At 69.1% G+C, this 24463-nt stretch carries 24 protein-coding genes; 13 read left to right on the top strand and 11 right to left on the bottom strand.

Features of this window, described 5'->3' with window-relative positions; all coding sequences use genetic code 11:
* Nucleotides 1-102 precede the first annotated feature (102 nt).
* The 3 genes from RXV79_RS13920 to RXV79_RS13930 all read left to right on the top strand — a co-directional run bounded on the left by RXV79_RS13920 (nt 103) and on the right by RXV79_RS13930 (nt 3310).
* On the top strand, nt 103-816 hold the full coding sequence (locus RXV79_RS13920) for a TetR/AcrR family transcriptional regulator (protein ID WP_316698235.1): 714 nt from the start codon (nt 103-105) through the stop codon (nt 814-816).
* A 113-nt stretch (nt 817-929) separates the two neighbouring features.
* Nucleotides 930-2087, top strand: coding sequence for an amidohydrolase family protein (locus RXV79_RS13925; protein ID WP_316698236.1), 1158 nt, complete (start codon nt 930-932; stop codon nt 2085-2087).
* Entirely contained in the window at nt 2084-3310 is a 1227-nt protein-coding gene (locus RXV79_RS13930; protein ID WP_316698237.1) for a serine hydrolase domain-containing protein, read from the top strand. The genes RXV79_RS13925 and RXV79_RS13930 overlap by 4 nt, the downstream gene beginning before the upstream one ends.
* A 39-nt stretch (nt 3311-3349) precedes the next feature.
* Here the strand turns inward: RXV79_RS13930 and RXV79_RS13935 are convergent, their stop codons facing one another.
* Nucleotides 3350-4627, bottom strand: coding sequence for a cyclic di-GMP phosphodiesterase (locus RXV79_RS13935; RefSeq protein ID WP_316698238.1), 1278 nt, complete (start codon nt 4625-4627; stop codon nt 3350-3352).
* Nucleotides 4628-4900: 273 nt separating this feature from the next.
* Here RXV79_RS13935 and RXV79_RS13940 point away from each other — a divergent pair, with 273 nt between their 5' ends.
* From RXV79_RS13940 to RXV79_RS13950, 3 genes are read left to right on the top strand one after another with little or no spacing between them, the layout of a single operon-like run.
* Nucleotides 4901-5323, top strand: coding sequence for a universal stress protein (locus RXV79_RS13940; protein WP_316698240.1), 423 nt, complete (start codon nt 4901-4903; stop codon nt 5321-5323).
* 26 nt (nt 5324-5349) lie between these two features.
* Nucleotides 5350-6192, top strand: coding sequence for a universal stress protein (locus RXV79_RS13945; RefSeq protein WP_316698241.1), 843 nt, complete (start codon nt 5350-5352; stop codon nt 6190-6192).
* Between the two features lie 25 nt (nt 6193-6217).
* Entirely contained in the window at nt 6218-7048 is an 831-nt protein-coding gene (locus RXV79_RS13950; RefSeq protein WP_316698243.1) for a universal stress protein, read from the top strand.
* Between the two features lie 10 nt (nt 7049-7058).
* On the opposite strand, the gene RXV79_RS13955 is transcribed toward RXV79_RS13950, so the two are convergent.
* Nucleotides 7059-7313, bottom strand: coding sequence for a hypothetical protein (locus RXV79_RS13955; protein ID WP_316698245.1), 255 nt, complete (start codon nt 7311-7313; stop codon nt 7059-7061).
* Between the two features lie 50 nt (nt 7314-7363).
* The gene (locus tag RXV79_RS13960) at nt 7364-7792 is read right to left on the bottom strand and encodes a hypothetical protein (RefSeq protein WP_316698246.1); all 429 of its coding nucleotides are present in this window, start codon (nt 7790-7792) and stop codon (nt 7364-7366) included.
* A 125-nt stretch (nt 7793-7917) separates the two neighbouring features.
* Here RXV79_RS13960 and RXV79_RS13965 point away from each other — a divergent pair, with 125 nt between their 5' ends.
* A complete protein-coding gene (locus RXV79_RS13965; protein ID WP_316698247.1) occupies nt 7918-8376 on the top strand; it encodes a universal stress protein in 459 nt (152 codons plus the stop codon).
* 29 nt (nt 8377-8405) lie between these two features.
* On the opposite strand, the gene RXV79_RS13970 is transcribed toward RXV79_RS13965, so the two are convergent.
* Nucleotides 8406-8960, bottom strand: a complete 555-nt coding sequence (locus tag RXV79_RS13970) for a phasin family protein (RefSeq protein WP_316698249.1) — start codon at nt 8958-8960, stop codon at nt 8406-8408.
* Nucleotides 8961-9266: 306 nt separating this feature from the next.
* Here RXV79_RS13970 and RXV79_RS13975 point away from each other — a divergent pair, with 306 nt between their 5' ends.
* Together RXV79_RS13975 and RXV79_RS13980 are read left to right on the top strand one after the other, a co-directional pair.
* Nucleotides 9267-9665, top strand: coding sequence for a hypothetical protein (locus RXV79_RS13975; RefSeq protein WP_316698251.1), 399 nt, complete (start codon nt 9267-9269; stop codon nt 9663-9665).
* A 183-nt stretch (nt 9666-9848) separates the two neighbouring features.
* Nucleotides 9849-13694, top strand: a complete 3846-nt coding sequence (locus tag RXV79_RS13980; RefSeq protein WP_316698254.1) for an ATP-binding protein — start codon at nt 9849-9851, stop codon at nt 13692-13694.
* Here the strand turns inward: RXV79_RS13980 and RXV79_RS13985 are convergent.
* A complete protein-coding gene (locus RXV79_RS13985; protein WP_316698257.1) occupies nt 13658-14044 on the bottom strand; it encodes a DUF4406 domain-containing protein in 387 nt (128 codons plus the stop codon). The two genes, RXV79_RS13980 and RXV79_RS13985, sit on opposite strands and share 37 nt — an antisense overlap.
* A gap of 86 nt (nt 14045-14130) precedes the next feature.
* Here RXV79_RS13985 and RXV79_RS13990 point away from each other — a divergent pair, with 86 nt between their 5' ends.
* Nucleotides 14131-14886 carry a DeoR/GlpR family DNA-binding transcription regulator gene (locus RXV79_RS13990; protein ID WP_316698259.1) on the top strand — a complete coding sequence of 252 codons (756 nt, stop codon included), beginning with the start codon at nt 14131-14133 and terminating at the stop codon, nt 14884-14886.
* A 25-nt stretch (nt 14887-14911) separates the two neighbouring features.
* On the opposite strand, the gene RXV79_RS13995 is transcribed toward RXV79_RS13990, so the two are convergent.
* On the bottom strand, nt 14912-16477 hold the full coding sequence (locus tag RXV79_RS13995) for a methyl-accepting chemotaxis protein (protein WP_316698261.1): 1566 nt from the start codon (nt 16475-16477) through the stop codon (nt 14912-14914).
* Nucleotides 16478-16618: 141 nt separating this feature from the next.
* Between RXV79_RS13995 and RXV79_RS14000 the strand changes: the two genes are divergently transcribed.
* Nucleotides 16619-17392, top strand: a complete 774-nt coding sequence (locus RXV79_RS14000) for a winged helix-turn-helix domain-containing protein (protein ID WP_316698263.1) — start codon at nt 16619-16621, stop codon at nt 17390-17392.
* On the top strand, nt 17389-19452 hold the full coding sequence (locus RXV79_RS14005; protein WP_316698264.1) for an ATP-binding protein: 2064 nt from the start codon (nt 17389-17391) through the stop codon (nt 19450-19452). Before RXV79_RS14000 ends, RXV79_RS14005 begins: the two co-directional genes overlap by 4 nt.
* Before the next feature lie 3 nt (nt 19453-19455).
* Here the strand turns inward: RXV79_RS14005 and RXV79_RS14010 are convergent, their stop codons facing one another.
* From RXV79_RS14010 to RXV79_RS14030, 5 genes are all read right to left on the bottom strand, one after another.
* Entirely contained in the window at nt 19456-19923 is a 468-nt protein-coding gene (locus RXV79_RS14010) for a DUF421 domain-containing protein (RefSeq protein WP_316698265.1), read from the bottom strand.
* Between the two features lie 77 nt (nt 19924-20000).
* Nucleotides 20001-20918, bottom strand: coding sequence for a universal stress protein (locus tag RXV79_RS14015; RefSeq protein WP_316698267.1), 918 nt, complete (start codon nt 20916-20918; stop codon nt 20001-20003).
* Nucleotides 20915-21871, bottom strand: coding sequence for a universal stress protein (locus RXV79_RS14020; protein WP_316698269.1), 957 nt, complete (start codon nt 21869-21871; stop codon nt 20915-20917). The genes RXV79_RS14015 and RXV79_RS14020 overlap by 4 nt, the downstream gene beginning before the upstream one ends.
* Nucleotides 21872-22012: 141 nt before the next feature.
* Entirely contained in the window at nt 22013-22411 is a 399-nt protein-coding gene (locus RXV79_RS14025) for a GreA/GreB family elongation factor (RefSeq protein WP_316698271.1), read from the bottom strand.
* 313 nt (nt 22412-22724) lie between these two features.
* The gene (locus RXV79_RS14030) at nt 22725-23489 is read right to left on the bottom strand and encodes a Crp/Fnr family transcriptional regulator (protein WP_316698272.1); all 765 of its coding nucleotides are present in this window, start codon (nt 23487-23489) and stop codon (nt 22725-22727) included.
* A gap of 210 nt (nt 23490-23699) precedes the next feature.
* Here RXV79_RS14030 and RXV79_RS14035 point away from each other — a divergent pair, with 210 nt between their 5' ends.
* Entirely contained in the window at nt 23700-24452 is a 753-nt protein-coding gene (locus tag RXV79_RS14035; protein ID WP_316698275.1) for a Rossmann-fold NAD(P)-binding domain-containing protein, read from the top strand.
* Nucleotides 24453-24463 lie beyond the last annotated feature (11 nt).

Consider the following 24463-nt stretch of genomic DNA (forward strand, 5'->3'; position numbering starts at 1 on the left):
CCGTGCGTTTCATTGAGACGGGTAAGCCCTGAGCCGAATGAAAGGTTCTTCACGAAACCAGGCCCTATGCTCCCGACCCAGCGCCATCGCGACCCCTTGTGCATGCCCGGCCGAAAACCCACCGCTGAACCTGCCACCCGCGCCCGGCGCATGTCGCCCGAGGCGCGGCGCGAGCAGATCCTCGACAGCGCCGTCTCCTACATCGTGGAACGGGGCCTCTCCACCTTCACGCTGGAAAACGTGGCCCACGAAGCCGGCGTGAGCAAGCCGCTGGTCTACAAATACTTCACGCGCCGCGAAGACCTGCTGCGTGCGGTGATGGAGCGCGAATACGTCTACCTCGGCAGCCACAAGCTCGACGTGCTGCCCGACGACGTGCCGCTGGAGCCCCTCATCCGCGCCTCCAATCGCAACGCCTTCAACTACCTGTATGAGCGCGGCCCGGTGATCCGCCTGCTCGCCGGCGACCGTAGCGTGGCCGAACTCGTGCACCAGCGCGAGCGCAACGAGCGCAGCGCCATCACCGAGCACTTCATCAAGCGCCTGATGAAGACCTACGGCGTGCCCAAAGACGTGGCCTTCATCTGCACGGTGATGACGGTGAACGCGCCCATCCTCTCGTCACGCGCCCTGAAGCGCGCCGGCATCACGGCCGAGCGGGCGGCGCAGGTGTGGAGCGATTTCGCGATGGGCGGCTGGCATGCGCTGCAGGCGCAGCAGTCCGATGCCGGCAAGCCTCCCGTGGCAAAGACGGTCAAGCCCAAGGCGGCGAAGGCAAAAGCCGCTGCTCCCGCCTCCAAGCGCCGCAAGGCCTGACTCGCGCATCGCATAACCCTCGAATCTGCGGGTTGCCCCTGGCGCGCGTTATTACACGATCGTTATACTAATTTTCAGACCCTGCACACATCGTGGGGCGCAAGGAGATCGTGATGACCTACGCCGCGAACCGCGTCTGCCACGACGCCGACAGCCACATCATGGAGACGGTCGACTGGATCGCCCGCCACACCGACCCGGCGCTGCGCGACAAGATGCCGCCGCTAAACCTGTCGAAGTCGGCGACCAACAGCTACGAATTCATCAACCAGGAAGTCGAGAAGCAGAAGGAGCGCGCCGCCCGCGGCGAGCAGCCCAACGACGTGGTGCATGGCCTGAAGGGCTGGCGTGCGCCCGGTGCCTTCGACGCCGCCGAGCGCAAGGCCGCGCTCGACGATCTGGGCTTCCACCGCCAGCTGGTCTTCTCCACCTTCTCGGCCGGCCAGTACCTCCAACACGAAGACATGGACGTGCGCTACGGCGGCGTTCGCGCGCACAACCGCGCGATGGGCGAGTTCTGCGCCGGCGACGACCGACTCATCGCCGTCGGCCAGCTCTCGCTCGCCGACCCGAAGCGCTGCGTGGAAGAGATGCACGAAGGCGTGCGCCTGGGCTGCGGCGCGTTCTGGATCCCGGGCATGCCAGCGGGCAAGAAGTCGCCTGGCCACTCCGACATGGACATCGTCTGGCAGGCCTTCTGCGACCTGCGCGTGCCCTTCATGCTGCACGTGGGGCCCAACAGCAAGACCAAGATCCCCGAGTACGAGAACAACGGCCTGCCCAAGCCGAGAGACATCACCGGCGCCGAAGACGGCGAGAACCTGCGCGTGCGCGACTTCATGGTGCTGTCGATCGCGCCGCAGCAGTTCCTGACGGCGCTCGTGTTCGACGGCGTGTTCGAGCGCTTCCCCAAGCTTCGCGGTGGCGTGATCGAACTCGGCGCCGGCTGGGTGCCCGAGTTCCTGCGCCTGCTCGACCTGTCCCAGCGCATCTTCAAGAAGGGCGACCCGACGCTCGCCGCGATGCCGATGAAGCCCTCGGAGTACATCCGCCGCGCGGTGAAGTTCACGCCCTTCCCCGGCGAAGACGTGGGCCGCATCATCCGCGACGCAGGCCCCGAGCTCTTCCTCTTCTCTAGCGACTACCCCCACCCCGAAGGCACCAACGACCCCATCGGCCGCTTCGAGCGCACCTTCACCGACATCAGCGAGGACGCCAAGGAAATGTTCTACCGCACCAACTTCGAAAACATGATGGCGGTGCCGGCATGAGCAACAACACGGGCCTGGACGCCGACCGCCTCGGCCTCATCACCGAGCACCTCAACAAGCACTACATCAAGCCCGGCAAGCTGCCCGGCTGCCAGACGCTGGTGGCGCGCCACGGCAAGATCGCGTACCAGAGCGCACTCGGCCTCATGGACCGCGAGCGCAACAAGCCGCTGCGCGAGGACACCATCTTCCGCATCTATTCGATGACCAAGCCGATCACCTCGATCGCGCTGATGCAGCTCTACGAACAAAGCCACTTCCAGCTCAACGATGCGGTGTCACGCTACATCCCCGAATGGAAGAAGCAGCGCGTGTGGGTCTCGGGCTCGGGCCCGACGATGCAGACCAAGGTGCCCGACCGGCCGGTGAGCTTCCGCAACGTGCTCAACCACAGCGGCGGCATCACCTACGGCGGCGGGCCGCTGGCCATTCCCGGCGCCACGCTGCACCCGGTCGACCAGGTCTACAGCGACCTCGGCCTTACCCGCGGCGCGCGGCAAGACCTCGAAAGCTTCGTCAAGAAGCTCGGCCAGGTGCCGCTGCGCTACGAGCCGGGTGAGCGCTGGATGTATTCGTTCTCCACCGACGTGTGCGGCTATCTGGTGCAGGCGATCTCGGGCATGCCCTTTGAGGACTACCTGCAAAAGCACATCTTCGGCCCGCTCGGCATGAAGGACACCGCCTTCCAGATCGCGCCCGAGAAGGTGGACCGCTTCGCCGCCAACTACGTGCGCCGTGAAGACAAGACGCTCGAGGTGATGGACGACCCGCTGGCGAGCAGCTATGCGAAGCCACCGGTCTTCGTGTCGGGCGGCGGCGGCCTGCTCAGCACCATGGCCGACTACCACCGCTTCTGCGAGATGCTGCGCCGCGGCGGCGAGCTCGACGGCGCCCGGATCGTCGGCCCGCGCACGCTGCGCCTGATGACGCAGAACCACCTTGCCGGTGGCAAAGACCTCACGCAGGTGGCGCTCGGCAACTTCTCCGAGACCGCCAACGAGGGCATCGGCTTCGGCCTGGGCTTCGCCACCACCATCAGCGAAGTCGCAGCCGGCAGCTACGGCCCGGGCGACTTCTACTGGGGCGGCATGGCCTCGACCATCTTCTGGGTCGACCCGCGCGAAGACCTGGTGGTGATCTTCATGACGCAGCTGGTGCCCTCGGGCACCTTCAACATTCGCGGCCAGCTGAAGAACCTCGTCTACTCGGCCATCGTCGACTGACTGACGCTTGCAGCGAAAACGGCGTCACCGGGCTGAAGATCAGCCCGGCTTGCCGGACTCGGCATTGAAGTAATACGCGGTGCGCCTGCGCGGCGAGAGGTAGTCGAACACCGCCGGCGGCAGCTGCGAGGGCTTCAGGGTCTTGCTGACCGTGACCTCGGGCTCCTGCTCCAGGTCGACCACGATGGCCTCGCTCTTGGGCACCGCCGGGTCGTAGACCAGCACCGTGGGCTTGAGCGGACGCGAGGTGTTGACCGACACCACCAACGCAAGAGCGCCGTTCGACAACGCGACCACCGTGCCGGGTGGGTACACGCCCATGCAGCGCACGAAGGTCGTCATGGCCAGGGGATCGAAGCGATCGCGTCGCTGCGCATACAGCGTCGACAAGGCCTCGTGTGGCGTCATGGCGTTGACGGGGTTCGGCGGGTTGCAAAGTTCGTCGTAGGCGTTGACGAGCGCGACGATGCGCGCCAGCAGCGAGATCTGCGGTCCGTGCAGGCCGCGTGGGTAGCCGCTTCCGTCCACACACTCGTGGTGCTGAAGAATCACCGCCTGCACCTCGGGAGGCAGCCCGAGCTTCTTGCCGATGTCGACGCCATAGGCGCAATGCTGTTGCAGCAATGCAGCCTCGGCCTTGGTCAGCGCATCGCTCTTGCGCACGATGCGCTCGGGGATTTCGACTTCACCGGCGTCATGAAAAAGCGACGCCAATCCGACCAGCTGGATGCCGGCGGCCGGCGCCTTCATCTCCTTGGCCAGCATCATCGACAGCAGGGCGACGTTGAGCGAGTGGTAATAGGCGTCTTCGTTGCCGATCTTGTCGGCCATCAGCCGGATGGCGATGTCCGCGTCCATGAGCATCGAGTCGGCCATCGTCTTCACCAGCTCGTCGGCCTGCTGCCGAACGACCGCGGGCTGCGAGAACATGTTCTGGTTGATGCCCTTGATCACCCGGGTACTCGACAGGAACGCCTTCTCGCACGCCGCCGATTTGGCCCGCTGGGCTTCCAGGCGCTCCAGGCGGGCCCGCTTGGCCTGGTAGAGCGAGTCGTCATCGGCGATGGCCGCCGGCGCGGCCGATGCCGGCGATGTCGCCGGTTCAGGCAGGGGCTCGCCATCGCTCTTGGCGGGCGAATAGCGCACGCGCTGCAGGCCCAGCGACTGGATGGTGGCGATCTGCTCCAGCGTCTTGATCTTGAAGCTGGAGAAGGTAAAGGGATGCTCCACCCACGAAAGGTCGAGGTGCACATGGAGGCCCAAACACAACTGGTTGGGCGCGACGTAGTGCTCTTGGGGCGTGATCTTGTCGTCCATGAGGTAAAGAAAATGACCGAGCGCTCAGCCAACGGGTTGTCGGCCGCTCGGCGAGAGAACTTGAGGCTTGTTTCAGCGCCCCGCGACGTCGCCGAACTCGCCGTCGAGGCGCGGATCGGCATATCGCTGCGACCCCAGGGGCGAAGCGTGCCGCGCCCTCCGACATACGCTAGGCTCGGCCCGCACCACCGCGCTTGACGCACGTCAAGCCTCGTCAGGCGCCCGGCGCTACCTTTCGCTCAGACCTTCCCAACATCAAAACGAGGCCTCCTCATGAAGATCCTCCTGGCCGTCGACGGCAGCAACTACACCAAGCGCATGCTGGACTACCTGGCTGCCCACCCGGAACTCCTGGGCAACACACCGGAGTTCACCGTGCTCACGGTGGTCGCACCCGTGCCGCCGCACGTCACCGGCTACATCGACCGCGCCACGCTGCAGGGTTACTACGATGAGCAGGCCGAAATGGTCCTGAAGAGCGTGCGCGCCACCCTTGCCGACAAGCCCTGGAAGCCAACCTACGCCATCAAGGTGGGCCATGCGGCCGACACCATCGCCGCCACCGCCAAGGAAGGCCATTTCGACCTCCTGATGATGGGCTCGCACGGCCAATCGCCGCTCAGCTCGCTCGTGATGGGCTCGGTCACCTCGCGCGTGCTGGCGCACTGCACGACGCCGGTGCTGATCGTGCGTTGACACTTCTCGCGCAGAAAGGCCCCGCCATGAGCCCGATCCGGCAGATCCTGCTGCACCTCGATTCCTCGCCCCGTTGCGCGGTTCGGCTGCAGGTCGCACGCCAGCTCGCCATCGCCCACCAGGCGCGCATCACGGGGCTTTTTGCCGTGACCTCGAGCTTCGTGGAGATGCCCTTCGCCGCGGCCGAAAGTTCGCAGGCGGGGGCCTTCGTGCTCAAGCTCGATGCCGACCGGCGCGACCGCGCGCGCGCCACCTTCGACCGCTCGGCCCACGGGCCGGGCCCGCAGGTGGAGTGGCGCGACCTCGGCACCGCGCCGCCGGTGTGGGGCGTGGCCCAGGCGGCCTTCTGTGCCGACCTCCTGGTGCTCGGCCAGCACGAGCCGGGCGTGCCCAGCGCGCGCGACGTGCCGGCCGATTTCGTCGAGTCGGTCGTGATCGACAGCGGCAAGCCGGCGCTCGTGGTGCCCTACGCGGGCGACGTGGCCACCGTCGGCCAGAACGTCCTCGTGGCCTGGAACTCCAGCCGCGAATCGGCCCGTGCACTCACCGCCGCCCTTCCCCTTCTCGCGCAGGCGAAGCAGGTGCACGTGGTGAGCTGGAACGATCCGCAAGGCGCGGCGCAGGCCTCGGCCGACCGGGCCCAACTGGAGCAGTACCTCGCGAGCCACGGCATTGCCGCCACGCTGCACTGGTATGGCGACGGCCCCGGCCAGCCCGGCGAGCGGCTGCTGTCGCTCACCACCGACCTCGGCAGCGACGTTTTGGTGATGGGGTGCTACGGCCACAGCCGTGCGCGCGAGCTGGTGCTCGGCGGCACGACCCGCACCGTGCTCCGCTCGATGACGGTGCCGGTGCTGCTGGCCCACTGACGCACCCGCGGCGGTCGGGAGCGCCGTGCGCAACCTGCTCGTCCACCTGGATGCGTCGCCCGCCTGTGCGGTGCGGGTGCGCGTGGCCCGGCAGTTGGCGGCGCGGCACGGGGCGCGCGTGAGTGTGCTGTTCGCGGTCACCGTGGGCAGCGCCGACCTGCCATCGTCTTTCTCGGCCAATGTGCTGGCCGACGCAGCCCGCCTCGCCGACATCGACGGCCGCCACCGTGCACGCGCGGCAGTCGAGAAGATGGTTTCGCTCGGCGGCCCGGAGGTCGACTGGTCGGAGACGACCACCGCGTCGCCGCTCGCCGCCCTGACCCGTCGTGCGCTCTTTGCCGACCTGCTGGTGCTCGGCAAGCGCGCACACCACGGCCCCCGTGCCGACCAGCTGCCAGCCAACTTTGCAGAAACCGTGGTCGTGCACAGCGGCAAGCCCGCCCTGGTGGTGCCCGACGAGCTGAGCACCGGCGAGCCGGGCCGGCGCATCGTCATCGCCTGGAAGCCCTCGCGCGAATCTGGCCGAGCCGTCGCCGCCGCATTGCCGCTGCTGCAAGATGCCGACGAGGTGCACGTGCTGATGTGGGACGAGCCACACGACACGCGCACGCACCCCGAATCGCCCCTCTCCCTCGACACCTGGCTACGCGCGCATGGCGTGGCCGCGCAACTGCACACGCTCGGCCGCGCTCCCTCGCGCATCGGCGAGGCCATCCTCGCGCAGACCCAGGCCCTGCGCGGCGACCTGCTGGTCATGGGCTGCTACGGCCACAGCCGCGCGCGCGAACTCGTGCTCGGCGGTGCCTCGCGCTCGGTGCTGAAGCAGGTGCCGCTGCCGGTGCTGCTGGCGCACTGAGCGCAAGCGCTCAGCCGCCCTGCTGGCCCGAGGCGTCTTCCGCCTTCTTGGCGCCGCGCAGGTTCAGCACGAAAAGGCCCACCTGCAGCGCGATCAGCGCATAGGCCTGGGTGTGCCAGCCCCACGCGACCCACAGCAGGTTGCTGGCGATGAAGCACCAGAAGCCGACTGCGCGTCGGCGTGCGCTGCGCGCGGCCACCAGCCACGACGCGAGCAGGGTGACGACCATGGCCGGCCACTGCACGGCGTTCAAGAGATCTTCCATGCCACGGTGCCGGCAAGTTCGATGCCGCCCCCGCGATCCGCTGTGTCGACTCAGAACCGCGACGAACGGAATTGCAGCACCCGGCGCTGGTCTTCGCTCAGCCAGCAGGCATAGGGTTGCAGGCCCGAGAACACGCCGTACTGCGTCTTCGCATCGATGGCGAGGTCGTAGCGGTGGGTGGCGATGGGCTTGCCGGCGTACTGGATCACCTCGCTGCGGCGCTCGCCGATCGGCTGGATGCGCGCCGTCTCGGGCTCGGGCGAATTCGCCATCTTGCGCGCCGCCGCCGCACACAGCTCATAGCCGCTCAGGCCGCCCGCGGCCTCGGGCGTGGCCGACGACTGCACCGGCTTGGCCACCGCATCGGGCGCGCAGGGTGTCTGGCTGAAGGTATTGCCGCACTTGTACATCTGCTGGGCCGAGGCGAAACCGGCGTGCGCGCCGAGCGCGATGGCGGCGATCAGGAGGGGTGTCTTCATGGGGCCTTGCGGGAGTCGGCACCGAGTGTGCCAGAGCCTGCGCCAGATCAAGCGCAAGCAGAGCGGGCGCTTGGCGTGGGCCGGGTGCGCGCGTAAGCTCGGCCGCACAAGGTCTGGAGGCCCCGATGAAGATCCTGCTGCCGGTCGATGGTTCGGAACATGCGCTCGACGCCGTGCGGCACGTCATCGCGCTCGTGCGAGACGGGCTCAATGCCACCGTGGTGCTCATCAACGTGCAGGAGCCGACCTACCTCTACGAGATGGTGCTCGCGCCGAATGCCGATGTGCTGGAGCGCGTGAGCGGCGCCGCCGGCCACCACTCGCTCGAAGGCGCGGAAGACCTGCTGCGCCAGGCCGAGATCGAGTTCGAGAAAGAGCTGCTGAGCGGCGAGCCCGCCCCCACCATCCTCGAAGCCGGCGAGCGCTACGACTGCGATGCGGTGGTGATGGGGGCGCGCGGCCGTGGCGTGGTGCGCAGCGCGGTGCTCGGCTCGGTGTCGCAGCGGGTGCTGCACGGCTCGCCGGTGCCGGTCACCATCGTCAAGAGCGGCCAGGTGCACTGGGTGCAGAACACCAACGAGTGAGCGCGCCGCGGCGCTTCAGCGCATCGGTTTCAGTGCAACGCCGCCTCGGTGCGGTAGAGCATGTCGGACCACTGCTTGCCCAGGTCGACCCAGCGGTTCCAGGCCTGCGTGGCATCGGCGCCGTCGGGCTTGGCCGGTGCTGCTTCGGCACCCGTGTACCCAGTGGCAGCGCTCGCCTCAGTGGCCGCGCGGCCGAGCTGCGTGGCCGAACGGGTGAGGTGCTCCAGCGTCTCGGCTTGAGCGGCCGTGCAGATCGAGGCCATGCGCTGCCAGTACTGGCTCGCACTTTCGAGGTCGTCGCGCAACATCTCGGCCTGCACGTTGAGCAGCTCCGTCGGGTTGACGGCTGACGCGACATCCGCACGGGCTTTGTCATGGCGCTTGCGTGCCTGCTGCGCGGCGTCGAGCTGGCAGCGGCGCAACTCTTCCGCGCGCTTGAGCACCAGGTCGGCCAGTGCCATGAGCGATTGCATCTGCTGCTGCGCCAGCGCGAAGCCGGACGACGCCGCCGCGTCCAGCATGGGAATCGACTCCTGCGGGGTGCTGGCCCGCGAGGCGGCTGTCTTCTGGTTTCTGCTGGCCATGAATGCCTCCTGAATGCCGTGGCGAACCTGCATTGAAGCGCGCGGCGGGCACCTTGGCGCAATGCCCCTTACGACGTCGCACATATGCGTCGCCGACGTGCCTCGCGGATGTGCTCGCAGATGTCGCAGTGCAGCACGAGACAGCGCTTGTCGACCCACAGATCAGCGGCTATGTTCTTGGCTCGGGCGCATGCCGTCCGGAGTTGCATCTCGATAGAAATTGATCGTTCTCAACGACGCTAGCCGCGCCAGCCTTCAAGCTGCCGCGGGTAGTCCAAGGAGGCGATGCACTCGATGGAGCTCTCCATGACCAACCGTAGCAAGGACCTTCCCCCGCGTCCGGCGCAACCGGACATGATTCTCCTGGCCTTGTTCCAGAGCCGCCTGCGGGAACGCTCGCTCTACCTGGGGGAAGAGATTCGCGCGCAGCGCAGCCGCCTGTCGACGCATGCCCAGCGCGCCCGCATGGGCGACATGCCCAAACCCGATGACGGCGGCACCGTGCTGGCCCGCATCGAGCGCGCCGAACAGGCCCTCGCCGCGGTGCGCCAGGCGCAAGACCGCATCGGCCGTGGCCGCTACGGGCTCTGCGACGAGTGCCAGCAGCTCATCGGCTGGGACGAGCTGCTCGAAGCGCCCGAGCAGACCGTCTGCCGCAGCTGCAGCCGTTTCGGCGAGCTCGACGTGCTGTCGACCGGCACCTGAGCCTCGCCAACGGCGCCGTTCGCGCCAAGACATCACCCGTCATAGGCCTTCTCTTCCGAAGGGCATTCGGCACGCGAAAGAATGCCCCGCAGGCCCGCAGAGTCCACCAGGACCACCTCTGCGAGGAACGGGCTGCCGCAGGGACACGATTCAGGGAGATGGCCTCGACCGGAGTGCTGCCGCATGCCCCTGCCCGACGATCAGCTGGCAAGGATCTTCCCTGGAGACAGCGAGATGGCCCGCCGCATGCGGGCGTTCGACTGGTCTCAAAGCGACCTCGGCATGCCCGAAGCGTGGCCCGCGAACCTGCGCACCGCGCTCAACATCTGCCTGACAACCCGCTTCCCGATGCTGCTGTGGTGGGGCCCGCGCCTCACCATGCTCTACAACGACGCCTACATCACCTTTCTGAGCGACGCCAAGCACCCGCGTGCGCTCGGCCGGCCCGGGCGCGAATGCTGGGGCGAGATCTGGGACACCATCGGCCCGATGCTCGATGGCGTGGTGCGCACCGGCGAGGCCACGCGCCCTGACGACGTGCGCCTGATCATGTCGCGCCGGCTGCCGCGCGAAGAGGTCTACGTCCGCTTCACCTACTCGCCCATCCTCTCGGTCGATGGCAGCGCGGTCGAAGGGGTGTTCACGCCCTGCACCGAAACCACCGAACAGGTGGTCGGCGCGCGCCGCTTGGAGACGCTGCGCAAGCTCGGCGCGGGCCGTGGCGAAGGCCGCAGCGTGGAAAGCGCCTGCGCCCAGACGATGCAGGTGCTGGCCGAGAACCCGCACGACATGCCGTTCGCCGCGGTGTACCTGATGGACCGCGGGCGGGCCCGGCTGGCCGCATCGAGCGGCGAAGCGCAAACGGGCCTGTTGCCGCAGGCCGTCGAACCCGACGATGCCCCTGGCCCCTGGCCGCTGGCCGAGGTGGCCCGCACGCAGGAAGCGCTCGAGATCGCCGACCTGGGCGCCTTCACGCTGCCCGGTGGCCCCGATGGCGAGCCTGCGAGCCGCGCGATGCTGCTGCCCATCGGCAGCGCCACCGACGGCGTGGCCGCCGTGCTCATCGCCGCGGTGAGCCCGCAGCGGCCCCTCGACGCCGGCTACCGCACCTTCCTAGAGCTGGTGGCCCACCACATCGGCACCGCCATCGCCGACGCGCGCGCATCGGAGCACGAGCGCGCCCGTACCGAGGCGCTCGCACAGCTCGACCGGGCCAAGACCGAGTTCTTCAGCAACGTGAGCCATGAATTCCGCACGCCGCTCACGCTGATGCTCGGGCCCCTGGAAGAGGCGATCGCACGCGCACCGCAGCCGGTGCGCGAGTCGCTGCAGATCGTGCAGCGCAACAGCGAGCGGTTGCACAAGCTCGTGAACACCCTGCTCGACTTCGCGCGCATCGAGGCTGGCCGCTTCAACGCCCGCTACCAGCAGACCGACGTGGCCGACCTGACCGCCGACCTCGCGAGCAGCTTCCGCGCCGCCTGCGAGCGCGCCGGCCTAGCCCTCCGCGTGGAGATGCCGAACGAGCCCGCCTGGGCATGGGTCGACCGCGACATGTGGGAAAAGGTGGTGCTCAACCTGCTCTCCAACGCGCTCAAGTACACGCTGGCCGGTGAGATCGCCGTGTCGGTCGACACCCCGGGCGACCGCTTGCGGCTGCGGGTGGCCGACACGGGCGTGGGCATCCCGCAGGCTTCGCTCTCGCGCGTGTTCGAGCGCTTCCACCGCCTGCAGGACGGCCGCGGCCGCAGCCACGAAGGCACCGGCATCGGCCTCGCGCTGGTGCAGCAGCTCGTGAAGCTGCACGGCGGCAGCATCGAGGTGGCCAGCGAACTCGACCGCGGCTCGACCTTCACCGTCGAGCTGCCCATCGGCTACGAGCATTTGCCGCACGACCAAGTGGTGCGTTCGCCAGAAGCCGCGACCCAGCCAAGCCACTCGCATGCCTACATCCAGGAGGCGCTGGGCTGGCTGCCCGATGCCCCGGCGACCCAGGCCTTCGCCCCCTCGCCTGCCGGCGTAAAGCGGGCTCGGGTGCTGGTCGCCGACGACAACGCCGACCTGCGCCACTACGTGCAGCGCCTGCTGGAGCCCGAGCACGAGGTGATCACCGCGCACGACGGCGCCGAAGCGCTGGCCCTGGCCCGCGAGACGCCGCCCGACCTCGTCGTGAGCGACGTGATGATGCCGAGGCTCGACGGCTTCGGCCTCCTGCAAGCCCTGCGCGAAGACGACGCGCTCAAGTCGGTGCCCATCCTCATGCTGTCGGCCCGCGCAGGCGAGGAAGCGCGCATCGAAGGCCTCGCGGCCGGCGCCGATGGCTACCTCGCCAAGCCCTTCAGCGCCCGCGAGTTGCGCAGCCGCGTGAACGGCCTGCTGGCCGGCGCGGCAGCCCGCAGCCAGGCGCTGGCCGACTTGCGCGAGCACAACCAGCAGGTCACGGCGCTGCTGGAGCACGTGCCGGTGGGGGCGCTGCTCATCGGGGCCGACTTCCGCGTCCAGCAGATCAACCCGCTGGCCCGGCCGATGTTCGAGGGCATCGAGGGCGGCATCGTCGGGCGTGACTTCGGTGAGGTCATGCACCAGCTGTGGAGCCCGCATTTCGCCGACGCGGTGGAGGCCGTCTTCCGCCGCACGCTCGCCACCGGCGAGCCCTACGCCAACCCCGAGACGGCCGAGCGGCGGCGCGACCGCGGCGTGGTCGAGTACTACGAGTGGCGCGTCGACCGCATTCCCATGCCCGATGGCCGCCACGGCCTCGTCTGCTACTTCCGCGACATCTCTCGCCAGGTGCTGGCCCGCAAGGAGCTGGAGGCAAGCCACGCCGCGCTGCATGACGCCGACGACCGCAAGAGCGCCTTCATCGCCACGCTCTCGCACGAGCTGCGCAACCCGCTCGCGCCCTTGCGCAACGGGCTGGAGATCCTGCGCCGCGTGCACGACGGCGCCACGCAGGAGCGGGTGCGCGCGATGATGGAGCGACAACTCGCGCACATGGTTCGCCTGATCGACGACCTGCTCGACGTGAGCCGCATCAGCCGCGGCAAGGTCGAGCTGCAGCGCACACGCACCGAGCTGCGGCAGGTGCTGCAGCACGCGCTCGAAGCGAGCCGGCCCTTCATCGAACAGGCCGGGCACACGCTGGAGGTCGACATCCCTGCGGAGCCGATCGAGGTCGATGCCGACGTGACACGCCTGGCACAGGTTTTCATCAACCTGCTCAACAACGCCGCGAAGTTCACGCCCCACGGCGGCCGGGTGTCGGTGCGGGTGGAGCTCGCCGACGGCAACGCGCTCATCCGCATCACCGACAACGGCCTGGGCGTGGAGCCGCAGATGCAGCACGAGGTGTTCACCATGTTCACCCAGGTGCAGCGCGGCGGCCAGGGCGGGCTGGGCATCGGCCTGGCGTTGGCACGCGGGCTGATGCAGATGCAAGGGGGTGACATCACCCTGCGCAGCGCCGGCCGAGGCCAGGGGAGCGAGTTCACGGTCGTCATGCCGCTCGCCACGCCGCTGCGCGAGCACCCCGCCACCGAATCGCAGGCGCAGCCCGCCGCGGCGCCCGTGCACCAGCTGCGTGTGCTCGTGGCCGACGACAACCGCGATTCGGCGCGCAGCCTCGGGCTCATCCTCAAAATGCAGGGCCACCACACGGCCGTGGCCTTCGACGGCAACGAGGCGGTGACGCTGGCCGAGCGCTTCAGGCCCGACGTGATGCTGCTGGACATCGGCATGCCCGGGCGCGACGGCTACGAGGTGGCGAGCACCGTGCGCGCCACCGACTGGGGGCAGGACGTGACGCTGATCGCGCTCACCGGCTGGGGCCAGGCGGAAGACCGCCGCAAGTCGGAAGCAGCAGGCTTCAACCACCACCTGCTCAAGCCCGTCGACACCCGACTCGTGGAGCAGTTGCTGCGCGACGCGCCGGTGTCGCAATGGCCGCCACTGGCGAGCGACGAGCTGCCGCCGCTGGCCCCCCAGGCCGGCCCTCAGGCCGCACGCAAGGGCAGCTCGTTCACGTCGTAGACGACCTTCAGGCCGAGCTCCTGCGCGCGGGCGACGTCCATGTCGGCCCCGCGCGAAGCGCCGGGCAGGCGCAGCACGGCATCGCAACGCTCGATCAGCCGGTGCGCAACCGGGTACTGATAGGCCTGGAACACCTCGTCTCCATGCTCCTTGCCCCCGGCCGAATGAATGATCGGCAATGCCATCCACTCGCCGATGAGCGGCAGGTGGCCACGCTCGTAGATGGGCAAGGCGTGGCGCTCCAGCTCGGCGCGGTTGGCAGCGATGCGCGCCGGGTCGCCGTCGGTGCCCGACATGTAGGGGCCGGCAATGAGGACGAGCAAGGGGCGGTTCTGGGTCTGTGCGCTCATGGCAATCTCACGTAGTTTCGTGCAACTTCGTGCAATCATAGGACGCCATGGCACCCAGCGCAAGCCCGCGACGAGAATCCGCACCCATGCTCACCGTGCAACGCAAGCAGCTCATCCTCCAGCGCCTCGCGGCCGAGGGCCAGATCGTCGCCAAGGACCTCGCGCAGGAACTCGGCACCTCCGAAGACACCATCCGCCGCGACCTGCGCGAGCTGGCCCAGGCCGGCAAGCTGCAGCGGGTGCATGGCGGCGCCCTCCCGGCCTCTGTGGCGGTGGGCGACCTCACCGTGCGCGAGGGTGTGTCGATCGACGAGAAGGTCGCGCTCGGCCGGGCCGGCGCCGCGATGATCCAGCCGGGCCAGGTGGTGATCCTCGACGGCGGCACCACTGCCCTGCAGGTCGCGCGGCACATCGACCCGTCGCTGCGCGCCACGCTCGTGACCCACAGCCCCAACGTCGCCGTGAGCCTGGCGGCGCACCCGCGCCTGGAGATCCTGATGCTCGGCGGGCGGCTCTTCCGCCACTCGATGGTCAACGTGGGCGCCGACGTGATCGACGCCGCCTCGCGCCTGCGGGCCGACCTCTACTTCATGGGCGTGACCGGCGTGCACCCCGAAGCGGGTTTGAGCACGGGCGACGCCGAAGAGGCGGCGGTGAAGCGCGCGCTGCACCATCGTGCGGCCGAGACGGTGGTGCTGGCCTCGTCCGAGAAACTGCTGGCCGCCTCGCCTTTTCTCGTGACCCCGCTCCGCGACGTGAGCCAGGTGGTGGTGCCAGCCGGCACCCCCGCCCGCACGCTCAAGGCGCTGCGAGCAGGCGGGGTCAAGGTCGTCACTCCCTGAGCATCGGCCAGAGACCTGCGAGGTTTCAGGCTTCCAGGCGGAAGACCGACACCACCTTCACGAGTTGCTGCGCCTGGCCCTTGAGGCTCTCGGCGGCGGCGGCGCTTTCTTCCACCAGCGCCGCGTTCTGCTGCGTCACCTGGTCCATCTGCGTCACCGCCTCGCCCACCTGGGAGACGCCGGCGCTCTGCTCGGCGCTCGCGGCGCTGATCTCGGCCACGATCTGGCTCACCCGCTGAATCGCGCCCACCACCTCGCCCATCGTGCGGCCGGCCTCATCGACGAGTGCGGTGCCCTGTTCCACCCGTTCGACGCTGGCACCGATCAGTCCCTTGATCTCCTTCGCCGCCTCGGCCGAGCGGCTGGCAAGGCTGCGGACCTCGCCCGCCACGACCGCGAAGCCGCGGCCCTGCTCGCCGGCACGCGCGGCTTCCACCGCCGCATTGAGGGCGAGGATGTTGGTCTGGAACGCGATGCCGTCGATCACGCCGATGATGTCGGCGATGCGCTTGGAGCGGGCGTCGATGTCCTTCATGGTGTCGACCACCTGGCCCATCACCATGCCGCCGCGGTTCGCCACCGCGCTCGCGTCGGTCGCGAGCTGGTCGGCCTGGCGGGCGTTGTCGGCGTTCTGCTTCACGGTCGAGCCCAGTTGCTCCATCGAGGCGGCCGTCTGCTGCAGCGCCGAAGCCTGCTCCTCCGTGCGCTGGCTCAGATCGGCGTTGCCCTGGGCAATCTGGCTGGAGGCCGTGGCCACGCTCTCGGAATTGCTCCGCACGGCTGACACCACCGAGGCAAGCGAGGCCTGCATCGCCTGCAGACGGGCCATGATGCTGTGCTTGTCGCCTTCGCGAAGGGTGATGCGGGTGCCGAGGTCGCCTTCAGCGACGGCCTGCGCCACCGCCACCACTTGCGTGGGCTCGGCGCCGAGCTGGCGTGTCAGCGAGCGCGACATGAGGTAGCCGATGGCCACGCCCGACATCAGCGCCAGTGACACGAGCCCGATCATCCAGGCACGGCTCGACTGGTAGAGCTGCGTGCCGAATTCCGACGCGTCTTTGGCGTTCTGGCCCTTGAGCTCGGCCAGACCCGTCATCTGGTCATCGATGTTGTTGGCGAGCTTGGCAAAGTCGCCGAAGAGGAAGCGCGCCACGTCTTCCCGCTTGTCCAGGTCGGCCGAGACGATCTTGGATTTCAGCACCGCGCCCTGGCGGTGATATTCGGCCAGGTCGGCCTCGAGCGCCGCGAACTTCCCCTGGCCCTTGGGTGTCACGAAAAGCGGCTTCGCCTTGTCGAGGTTGGTGCGCATGCGCTCGAGGCTCTCGTCGGCATGCCTGAGGAAGGCCTCTCGCTCGGCGGCGCTGGGCGCCAGCAGCGCACTGCGGCGATCGCGGGCGATGTAGATGAGGTTGATGTTGGCCTCCTTCATGAACGAGACACCGAGCAGTTCCCGGTCGTACATCGCGTCGGCGACGTCGTCGAGGCGCCCCATGTTGTAGATGCCGACGGCGCTCACGATGGCGCCCAGCAGGCAGACGAAGACGAAGGCCGCGATGAGGCGGGTGCCGAGCTTGAAGTTCTGCAGATTCATGTGAGCTCCCTGGACGGTGAAGGTGTCGGCTGGCGCCGGTTCAGCACGGCCGATCCCAGCTTGTCGGGTGACGTGCTTCCCTCCTGAAGGGATGACCCTGTAACGATCTGATCTGCGTCAAACCCCGGTGTGGAGGTAACCTTGGCGTGTGACTTCTTCCGCGCCCTGCCCACGCCCGTGACGACCACCGCCACCCACATCGCCGTCCTCGACGACGAACTCGACATCACCCAGCTGCTCGGCGGCTACCTGCAGACGCACGGCTACCGCGTGAGCCAGCTCCACAACGGCCGGGCCCTGATGGAACTGATGGCCCGCGACGCCCCGGCTCTCGTGCTGCTCGACCTCGGCCTGCCCGGCGAAGACGGCTTCACGATCGCCCGCCAGCTGCGCGAGCGCTGGCGCTGCGGGCTCGTGATCGTCACCGGCCGCGGCGATGCGGTCGACAAGGTGGTGGGCCTGGAGGTTGGCGCCGACGACTACGTGACCAAGCCCTTCGACCTGCGCGAGCTGGTGGCCCGCATCAAGGCCGTGCTGCGCCGCATCGAGGGTTCGCCGGCAGCACCCGCGGCGGCAGCGCCGGCCCCCGCCAACCCCGACCGCCTGAAGTTCGAAGGCTGGCAGCTCGACACCGCCGCACGCCGCCTCACCCACCCCGCGGGGCACGACGTGCCGCTCACCTCGGGTGAGTTCGACCTCCTGTGCGTGCTGGCGCGCCACCCCGGGCGCGTGCTCTCGCGAGACTTCCTGCTGGAGCAGACGCGCGGCCGTGAAGCCGCCCCCTTCGACCGCACGATCGACGTGCAGATCGGCCGCCTGCGCAAGAAGATCGAGGCCGACCCCGAGCAACCGCAGATCGTGAAGTCGGTGCGCAGTGCCGGTTATGTGTTCGTGCCGCCGGTGAGCCACACATGAGCATGCCCGGGCTCGACGAGCCGACCCTCTTTCGTTCGATCTTCTCGGCCTACCCCGATGCGCTGCTGCTGGTCAACGGCCAGGGCGTGATCGAGCTGGCCAACCCGGCCGCCGAGGCCCTGCTCGACTACAGCGCCGACCAGCTCGTGGGCCTGTCGGTCGACGCGCTGGTGCCCGACAGCATCCGCCCGCGGCATGCCGAGTACCGCGCCACCTATGCCAAGAACCCACGCCCGCGCCCGATGGGCACCGACATGGAACTCGTGGCCAAGCGGCGCGACGGCAGCGAGGTGATGGTCGAGATCTCGCTCAGCCCGCTCACGAGCCAGGGCCTGCCGCATGTGGTGGTGGCCATCCGCGGCATCGGCAACTACCCGCGCGTCAAGCGGGCGCTGCAGCGCGCGCATTACGCCGAATACGTCGCACGCATGGGGCGCCTCGCCGTCGACGCGCGCGACGCCAGCCTGCTGCTGGAGCAACTGCCGCAGGTGGCCAAGGAAGCCCTGCAGGTGCAGGTGGCGATGGTCTTCCTGCTCGAGCCCAACCAGCTCGAGTTCCGCATCGCCGCCGGGACAGGCCTCCTGCCGAGCGAGGTGATCGGGCGTCGCATCCCCAACCGGCCCGACACGCCGCCCGGCTTCGTCTTCGCCCAGAGCAAGCCCGTCATCGTGCCCGACTACCGCGAGGAGCGGCGCTACGCCGTGCCGCAGGCGTATCTCGATGCCGGCCTCGTGAGCGCGATGGCCGTGCCGCTCTCCGACCGTGGCCAGGTGGTGGGTGCACTCGCCGTGCGCTCCACGCAGACGCAGCGTTTCGGCGACGACGAAGTGCGCTTCCTCGAATCGCTGGCCAACCTCCTGGCAGCCACGCTGCAGCGGGTGCAGTCGGAAGAGTCGCTGCATCACGCCCAGCGCCTGGAAAGCGTGGGCCAGTTGACCGGCGGCATCGCGCACGACTTCAACAACCTGCTGACGGTGATCCAGGGCAACCTCCAGGTGCTCGAGGAGCTTCCCGCCGTCAACGGCGACGCGTATGCGCAGCAGCTCGTGAGCGCAGCGGCCCGCGCGAGCAAGCGCGGCGCCGAACTCACCGGCAAGCTGCTCGCGTTCTCGCGCCGCCAGGTGCTGAGCCCGAGCCGCATCGACGTCCCGTCGCTCATTGACTCGCTGGCCGACATGCTGCGCCGCACGCTCGACCAGCGCATCCGCATCGAGGTCAACGCACCCGACGATTGCCCGCCCTGCGTGGCCGACCCCGGCCAGCTCGAATCCGCGCTGCTCAACATCGCCATCAACGCGCGCGACGCCATGCCCAACGGCGGCACCCTGAGCTTCAGCGGCCGGCTCTGCGCCGCGCTGCCGGTGCAACTGCGCGGCGACTTCGAGCTGAAGGCCGGCGACCAGCCCGGCGCGTACATCGCGATCTCGGTCTCGGACACCGGCTCGGGCATGTCCGACACCGTGAAGGAGCGCGCCTTCGAGCCCTTCTTCACCACCAAGGAGCTGGGCCGCGGCACGGGCCTCGGCCTGTCGACGGTGTACGGCTTCGTCAAGCAGTCGCATGGCGCCATCACGCTCGACAGCAGCGTGGGCCAGGGCACGACGGTCACGCTCTACATCCCTCGCTATGCGCAGCCCGAGCAGGCGGCCGACGACGCTGCGGCCCGCCCCGGCGTGATCCCGCCCGGGCTCAAGGTGCTGCTGGTGGAAGACGAGCCCGAGGTGCGCACGGTGGCCATGCGCTTTCTCGCCACGCTCGGCTGCGAAGTCACGCCATGCAGCAGCGCCGAGCAGGCCTTGCCGCTCCTCACGCAAGACGCCGCCTATGAACTGCTGCTGAGCGACATCGCGCTCGGCCCCGGCATGCGCGGCACCGACCTCGCCCGCGAAGCGCAGGCGCGCCTGCCGCACCTCGCAATCCTCCTGATGTCGGGCTTCTCGGCCGAGCTGCTCGACACCAGCCAGAGCGCCCCGCTCTCGTGGGAGCTGCTGGCCAAGCCCTACTCGCGCGAGGAGCTCGCCCACGCGCTCGCCACCGCGTTGCAGGCGGTGAAGGGTTGAGCTTCAGTCGGGCTTCTTCTTCTGGATGCTGAAGCGGCCGTCCGATTCGAGGAAGGCGAGCTTGAGATCGGCCAGATCGCAGTCGCTTTCACGCAGCGCCTGCTCCACTTCCCCCACACCGACGCGCTCGCGCCTGAGCACGTCTTCGAACAGCTTGCCATCGCGACCGATCAGCACCGGCGTGCCTTCGGCGATCTCCTCGACCTTGCGGCTGCGCGACCCCGCGATGGCCAGCACCATGTTCAAGAGCACCAGCGTGCCGGCGAGGATCAGCCCGCCGGTGACCGAGTTGTCGTCGGCCGACAGCGCGTTGCTCACCGACTCGCTCAGCAGCATCACCACGAGCAGGTCGAACGGCGTGAACTGACCCACCGTCCGCTTGCCCGACACGCGCACCATCACGAGCAGCGCGACATACACGATGGCAGCCCGCGCTACCAGCTCCCACCACGGCAGGTTCAGCTCGAACATGGGCGTGGGGCCCACAGCGGGCGCGGATCGGGGTCGCGGGGTGCAGGTTGCATGAGGTCTCCTTCCGCCGGGCGGCGCTAGGGCTCCGGCAAAGCACGTGCCGCTTGGCGTGTCGACACGAGCACGTCGGCGCGGCCTCGGGCCAGGACCTCCCGCGTCACGCTGCCGAGCAGGAAGTCGACCGTGGCCGACTGGCCGTGCTTGCCGAGCACGACCAGGTCGCAGCCCTGCGTTCGTTCGGCCTCGACGATGCGGCGAGGCGCGGCACCTTCGACCACGCACGGCTCCCACTCCGTGAGCGAGAGGCCCGCCTCATGCGCGAGCTCGTGGAGCCGCTGCCTCGCCTGCGCATGCGCCTGCTGGCGGTAGCGCACCACGGTGGCCGCATCGACACCCGCGTAGTGGAGCTTTCCTTCGAACGGCACCTCGAACGCGGTGAGCAGCAACATCCGCGCGTGCGGTGCCATCTGCCGCGCCAGCCGCAGCGCCTCGAGAGACCAGGGCGAGAAGTCGACTGCCACCAGCACGCGCCGGTACGGCCCGCGCGGCGTTTGCCGCACCACGAGCAAGGGGCGTTTCGTGCGGTGCATCAGGCGCAGCGACATCGTGCCGAAGACGAGGCGGCGCCACAGGCTCGCGCCGCGTGCGCCCAGCACGAGAAGGCGCGCATCCAGGCGCTCGGCGCGGTGCAGGATCTCCTCCAGCGCTCCGCCTGCGGCGCTCTCGGTCGCAACCGGCGCATGCCGAGCCGCGGCCAGCTCGGCGGCAAGCGTGTTCAGCCGGCGATGCGCGGCCCGGTGCAGCGTTCGCTCACGCTCGAGCCCGCGGTCGACACCCAGCCAGCCGCGCACCTGCGCAAGCGGCTCGCCGGGCAGCACGTGCATCAGGGTCAGCGGCGAACGGGTCTCGTGCGCCACGCACGCGGCGCGCGTGGCGGCATGACCGGCATGCACCGAGAAGTCGGTGGCCGCCAGGATGGGGCCGAGCGCGCTCATGACGACAGCCCTCGTGGCAGGCTCGCAGGGCCCGAGTCGAGCCAGGTGCGGCGGGCCGGCACACGGGCGCCCTCGCCTTGCGCGAGCTTGGGCATGACGAGCACGTCGCAGGTCGCAGCCGACAGCACCCGCCGAGGCACACCGCCGAGGAGGAAATTGCACAGGGCCGAGGCGCCGTCCTGGCCAAGCACGATGAGGTCGGCGTCGACGGTGTGCTGCATCTCGAGCGTCAGCACCCGCGGGTCGCCGTGGTCGACCGACACCTGCGCGCCCGCATGCCCGATGGCGGCGAGCATCGACTGCAGGCGCGCCGCACCGCGCTGCCGTTCGCTGTCGGAGACTTCGCGGATCACCTCGGACGGCACGCCGCTCATGCGCATGCGGTCGGCGCGGCGCGTGCTCAGCGCGTGGAACACATGCAGGTCAGCCCCCGGCGCCAGCGCGCTCGCGCTGTGCAGCATGTCGCCAAAGGCCGTGTCGAGGTCGACCGCGACGAGCACGCGCTGGTAGCGCTGCGCGGCCTCGCGCTTGACCACAAGAACCGGCCGCCTCACGAGGCGCACCAGTTGCTCGGTCGGCGTGCCGAGCATCGAGCTTCTGAGCGGGTTCACGCGTTTGGAGCCGACCAGCAGCAGGTCGGCCTCGGCGGCCGCAGCGCAGACCTGCTCGAGTGAGCGACCGACGCGGACCACCGGCGTGGCCTGCACGCGGTAGCGGCTTTCGAGCTCGGCCACCAGGCGGTCGAGCATCGCCCGCGCGACCGACACCTTGTGGTCGATACCGGCCTGCGATGCGAACCAGGCACGCGGCCCCTTGAGCGCAGGCGGGTCGACGACGTGCAGCAGGCTCAGGCGCGCACGGTGGCCGGCGGCCATCAGCGCGGCGCGGCGAACGGCGTTGCGGGCGTCGTCCGAGAAGTCGGTGGTGACGAGGATGGAGGTGAGGGGAAACATGGGAATCTCCGCGAAGGACATGGGCACGGCGATCCAGCGGGCGCGGGTCGGCAACGGGCGTGCAAAGGCACGCGCCCCGGGCCGAGCGGCGCGCTCGTGTTGGATCAGCGGGAAGTGGCGTGCGGACGCACGCGGCGGCGGCTACGTCGTGTAATCGCCGCTGGCCTCGGGCTGGAAGAGCAGTGCCACCACTTCTGCAGCGCCTTCGTCGCCATGGGGCGTCTGCCAGCGGGCGATGCTGCCCACGCGTCGGCCGATGAGGCTCGCGCCCACCGGCGACAGCACGGAGACGAAGCCGGCCGACGGCTCGGCGTCATGCGGGTAACACACGGTGAGCCGCTGCCGATGGCCGGTGGCCAGATCGGCGAGTTCGACCTGCGAATACATCGTCACGACATCGGGCGAGACGGCGCGCGAGGACACGAGTTCGGCCGAATCGAGCAATTCGTCGATCAGGCCTTCGTCGCCGGAGGGGAGGGTCAGCCGCGCGAGGCGGATGTGATCCAGTTCAGTGAGCGTGCGCTCGGTCAAGACTTCCATGGGTGCACTCCTGTCGAGTAGCGGCGGCGCCTGCAGGACGCAGACGCGCACCGACGCGCTGGGCGAGGAGCCCGGCGATCGAAGGTTTGCGCAAGTGGTGGAAGGTGATCGCCGGGCTCAGGGATGTGCGGCCGGCTGGAGCAGGCGCGACAGGCCCGCGCTGCCGGCCCGGAGGGCGGCAACGGTGGGCACCGTGGAAGACGCGTACATGCTCATGGAGGAGATCGTAGCCTCGAAGCCGCGCAGGCTCAAACCGCGCGCGATTTGGCCTTGTCGGCATTGCCGATATGGCCCGGGCACGACGGCGCTCGCGTCACTGCAGCATGCCTTCGGGGGCCACGCAGCGCTGCACGCAGGCCGACAGCACTCCGAGATCGGGAATGCGCACGTCGCGGCGGCCGCCTTCGCTGAACTCGATGATGCCGTCACGTGCCAGGCGCGAGAGCGCGCGGCTCACGGTCTCGAGCTTCATGCCGAGGTAGTTGCCGATCTCGGCGCGCGTCATGCGCAGCGTGATCTGGTCGGTGCGCAGGCCGCGCTCGGAAAGCGACGAGGCCCAGTTGTGCAGGAACTCCGCCACGCGCGCATCGGCCGGCAGCGTGCAGATCGACAGCAGCGCATCGCGGTCGCGCGTCATCTCGCGGCTCATCGCGCCGTGCATCACCGCCATCAGCGCCGGCTGGCGGGCGCTGGCCTGCAGCAGGCTGTCGTAGCGCACCGTCCAGACTTCGCCGGTGTCCATCGCGACCGCATCGCAGCTGTGGCGGCCGGTGGCGATGCCATCAAAGCCGAGCCAGTCGCCCTTGAACTGCAGGCCCACCACCTGCTCGCGGCCGTCGGGCGACAGGTTCACGAGCTTGAAGATGCCCGAATTCACCACGTGCAGCGACTCGAAACGCTCGCCCGCTTCGTAGACCGAGTCGCCTGCGTGCAGCAGCCGGCGCGTGACCGCCAAGGTGTCGTTGATGAGCTTCAGGCTTTCGGCGATGCGGTTGCCGGCAGGCGACACCTCGCGCTTGGGTTGCCCGACCAGGGCGACGTTGGCAGCGTGGTTCTGGGCGGTGGCGGTTGCAAGCATCGTGGGCTCCTGTGGGGCGGTGTGTTGATGAAGTGACTTTAGGAAGCCACCGACAACCGCTTGCGAACCGCCTGCGACGCTGGGTAACAGCAGGTGAGGCCTGTGTAAACGCTCTGTATCAGCGGGCCCCAGCCTGAAAACCGATGGCAGTCGCTTGATGCGGGTCAAGCCCGCCGCCGGCCGCACGAATACGCTCTCCTCCACACGATCATGACCCTCAACAGCCCTCTTCATCACCGCAGCCTCTGGTCGCTCGACGGCCTGACCGGACGGGATCTCGCCTCGCTGCTCGACACCGCCCGGTCGCTGAAGGCCGCCGAGCTCGCCGGCCATCCGCAGCAGCCGCTGCGGGGCAAGAACATCGCGGTGATGTCGGAGGTGGCGGAAGGCCCTGCCCTGCAAGGCTTCACGGCCGCCGCCACCGCGCTCGGTGCGCGGGTCGCCCACATCCGCCCGAGCGTCTCGCAGGAAACGGCGCAACTGCTCGGCCGCCTCTACGACGCCATCGAATGCGAAGGCCTGACCGGCGATGCGCTGCGCGACATCGACCGCAGCGCCGGCCGCCCCGTCTTCAACGGCCTGGGCGAGCCGGGCCACCCGCTGCGGGTGCTCGGCGACCTGATGACCTTGCGTGAGCACAGCGGCAAGCCGATGAAGGACATCACCGTCAGCTTCCGCGGCAACACCAACTCACCCGACGCCCGCGCCTGGCAGCAGTCGGCCGCGCTGGCCGGCTTCTCGCTTCGCATGGGTGAGCCGGTGCAAGCCACGAGCTGCACCGAGGGTGCCGGGTGCACCGACTTCATCTGGGACGAACAGCGCAACCACCGCTGCGCGGACGGCCGCGTGGAACTCGCCTGCGGCTGCAACGCCGGCAGCCCCGCACACGCCCCGCTCGGAAGCGAGCAGATGGCCAACCAGCGATACGCACTGCAAGCCCTGTTGTGCAGCGCCGTGGCCTGAGACTGCTCACG

The sequence above is a fragment of the Piscinibacter gummiphilus genome, from assembly GCF_032681285.1.
GTDB lineage: Bacteria > Pseudomonadota > Gammaproteobacteria > Burkholderiales > Burkholderiaceae_C > Rhizobacter > Rhizobacter gummiphilus_A.

Bases quoted from the DNA above. Each gene is read 5' to 3' on its own strand.
- RXV79_RS13920 (WP_316698235.1), top strand. From the start codon at position 103: ATGCCCGGCCGAAAACCCACCGCTGAACCTGCCACCCGCGCCCGGCGC.
- RXV79_RS13925 (WP_316698236.1), top strand. From the start codon at position 930: ATGACCTACGCCGCGAACCGCGTCTGCCACGACGCCGACAGCCACATC.
- RXV79_RS13930 (WP_316698237.1), top strand. From the start codon at position 2,084: ATGAGCAACAACACGGGCCTGGACGCCGACCGCCTCGGCCTCATCACC.
- RXV79_RS13935 (WP_316698238.1), bottom strand. From the start codon at position 4,627: ATGGACGACAAGATCACGCCCCAAGAGCACTACGTCGCGCCCAACCAG.
- RXV79_RS13940 (WP_316698240.1), top strand. From the start codon at position 4,901: ATGAAGATCCTCCTGGCCGTCGACGGCAGCAACTACACCAAGCGCATG.
- RXV79_RS13945 (WP_316698241.1), top strand. From the start codon at position 5,350: ATGAGCCCGATCCGGCAGATCCTGCTGCACCTCGATTCCTCGCCCCGT.
- RXV79_RS13955 (WP_316698245.1), bottom strand. From the start codon at position 7,313: ATGGAAGATCTCTTGAACGCCGTGCAGTGGCCGGCCATGGTCGTCACC.
- RXV79_RS13960 (WP_316698246.1), bottom strand. From the start codon at position 7,792: ATGAAGACACCCCTCCTGATCGCCGCCATCGCGCTCGGCGCGCACGCC.
- RXV79_RS13965 (WP_316698247.1), top strand. From the start codon at position 7,918: ATGAAGATCCTGCTGCCGGTCGATGGTTCGGAACATGCGCTCGACGCC.
- RXV79_RS13970 (WP_316698249.1), bottom strand. From the start codon at position 8,960: ATGGCCAGCAGAAACCAGAAGACAGCCGCCTCGCGGGCCAGCACCCCG.
- RXV79_RS13975 (WP_316698251.1), top strand. From the start codon at position 9,267: ATGACCAACCGTAGCAAGGACCTTCCCCCGCGTCCGGCGCAACCGGAC.
- RXV79_RS13980 (WP_316698254.1), top strand. From the start codon at position 9,849: ATGCCCCTGCCCGACGATCAGCTGGCAAGGATCTTCCCTGGAGACAGC.
- RXV79_RS13985 (WP_316698257.1), bottom strand. From the start codon at position 14,044: ATGAGCGCACAGACCCAGAACCGCCCCTTGCTCGTCCTCATTGCCGGC.
- RXV79_RS13990 (WP_316698259.1), top strand. From the start codon at position 14,131: ATGCTCACCGTGCAACGCAAGCAGCTCATCCTCCAGCGCCTCGCGGCC.
- RXV79_RS13995 (WP_316698261.1), bottom strand. From the start codon at position 16,477: ATGAATCTGCAGAACTTCAAGCTCGGCACCCGCCTCATCGCGGCCTTC.
- RXV79_RS14005 (WP_316698264.1), top strand. From the start codon at position 17,389: ATGAGCATGCCCGGGCTCGACGAGCCGACCCTCTTTCGTTCGATCTTC.
- RXV79_RS14010 (WP_316698265.1), bottom strand. From the start codon at position 19,923: ATGTTCGAGCTGAACCTGCCGTGGTGGGAGCTGGTAGCGCGGGCTGCC.
- RXV79_RS14015 (WP_316698267.1), bottom strand. From the start codon at position 20,918: ATGAGCGCGCTCGGCCCCATCCTGGCGGCCACCGACTTCTCGGTGCAT.
- RXV79_RS14020 (WP_316698269.1), bottom strand. From the start codon at position 21,871: ATGTTTCCCCTCACCTCCATCCTCGTCACCACCGACTTCTCGGACGAC.
- RXV79_RS14025 (WP_316698271.1), bottom strand. From the start codon at position 22,411: ATGGAAGTCTTGACCGAGCGCACGCTCACTGAACTGGATCACATCCGC.
- RXV79_RS14030 (WP_316698272.1), bottom strand. From the start codon at position 23,489: ATGCTTGCAACCGCCACCGCCCAGAACCACGCTGCCAACGTCGCCCTG.
- RXV79_RS14035 (WP_316698275.1), top strand. From the start codon at position 23,700: ATGACCCTCAACAGCCCTCTTCATCACCGCAGCCTCTGGTCGCTCGAC.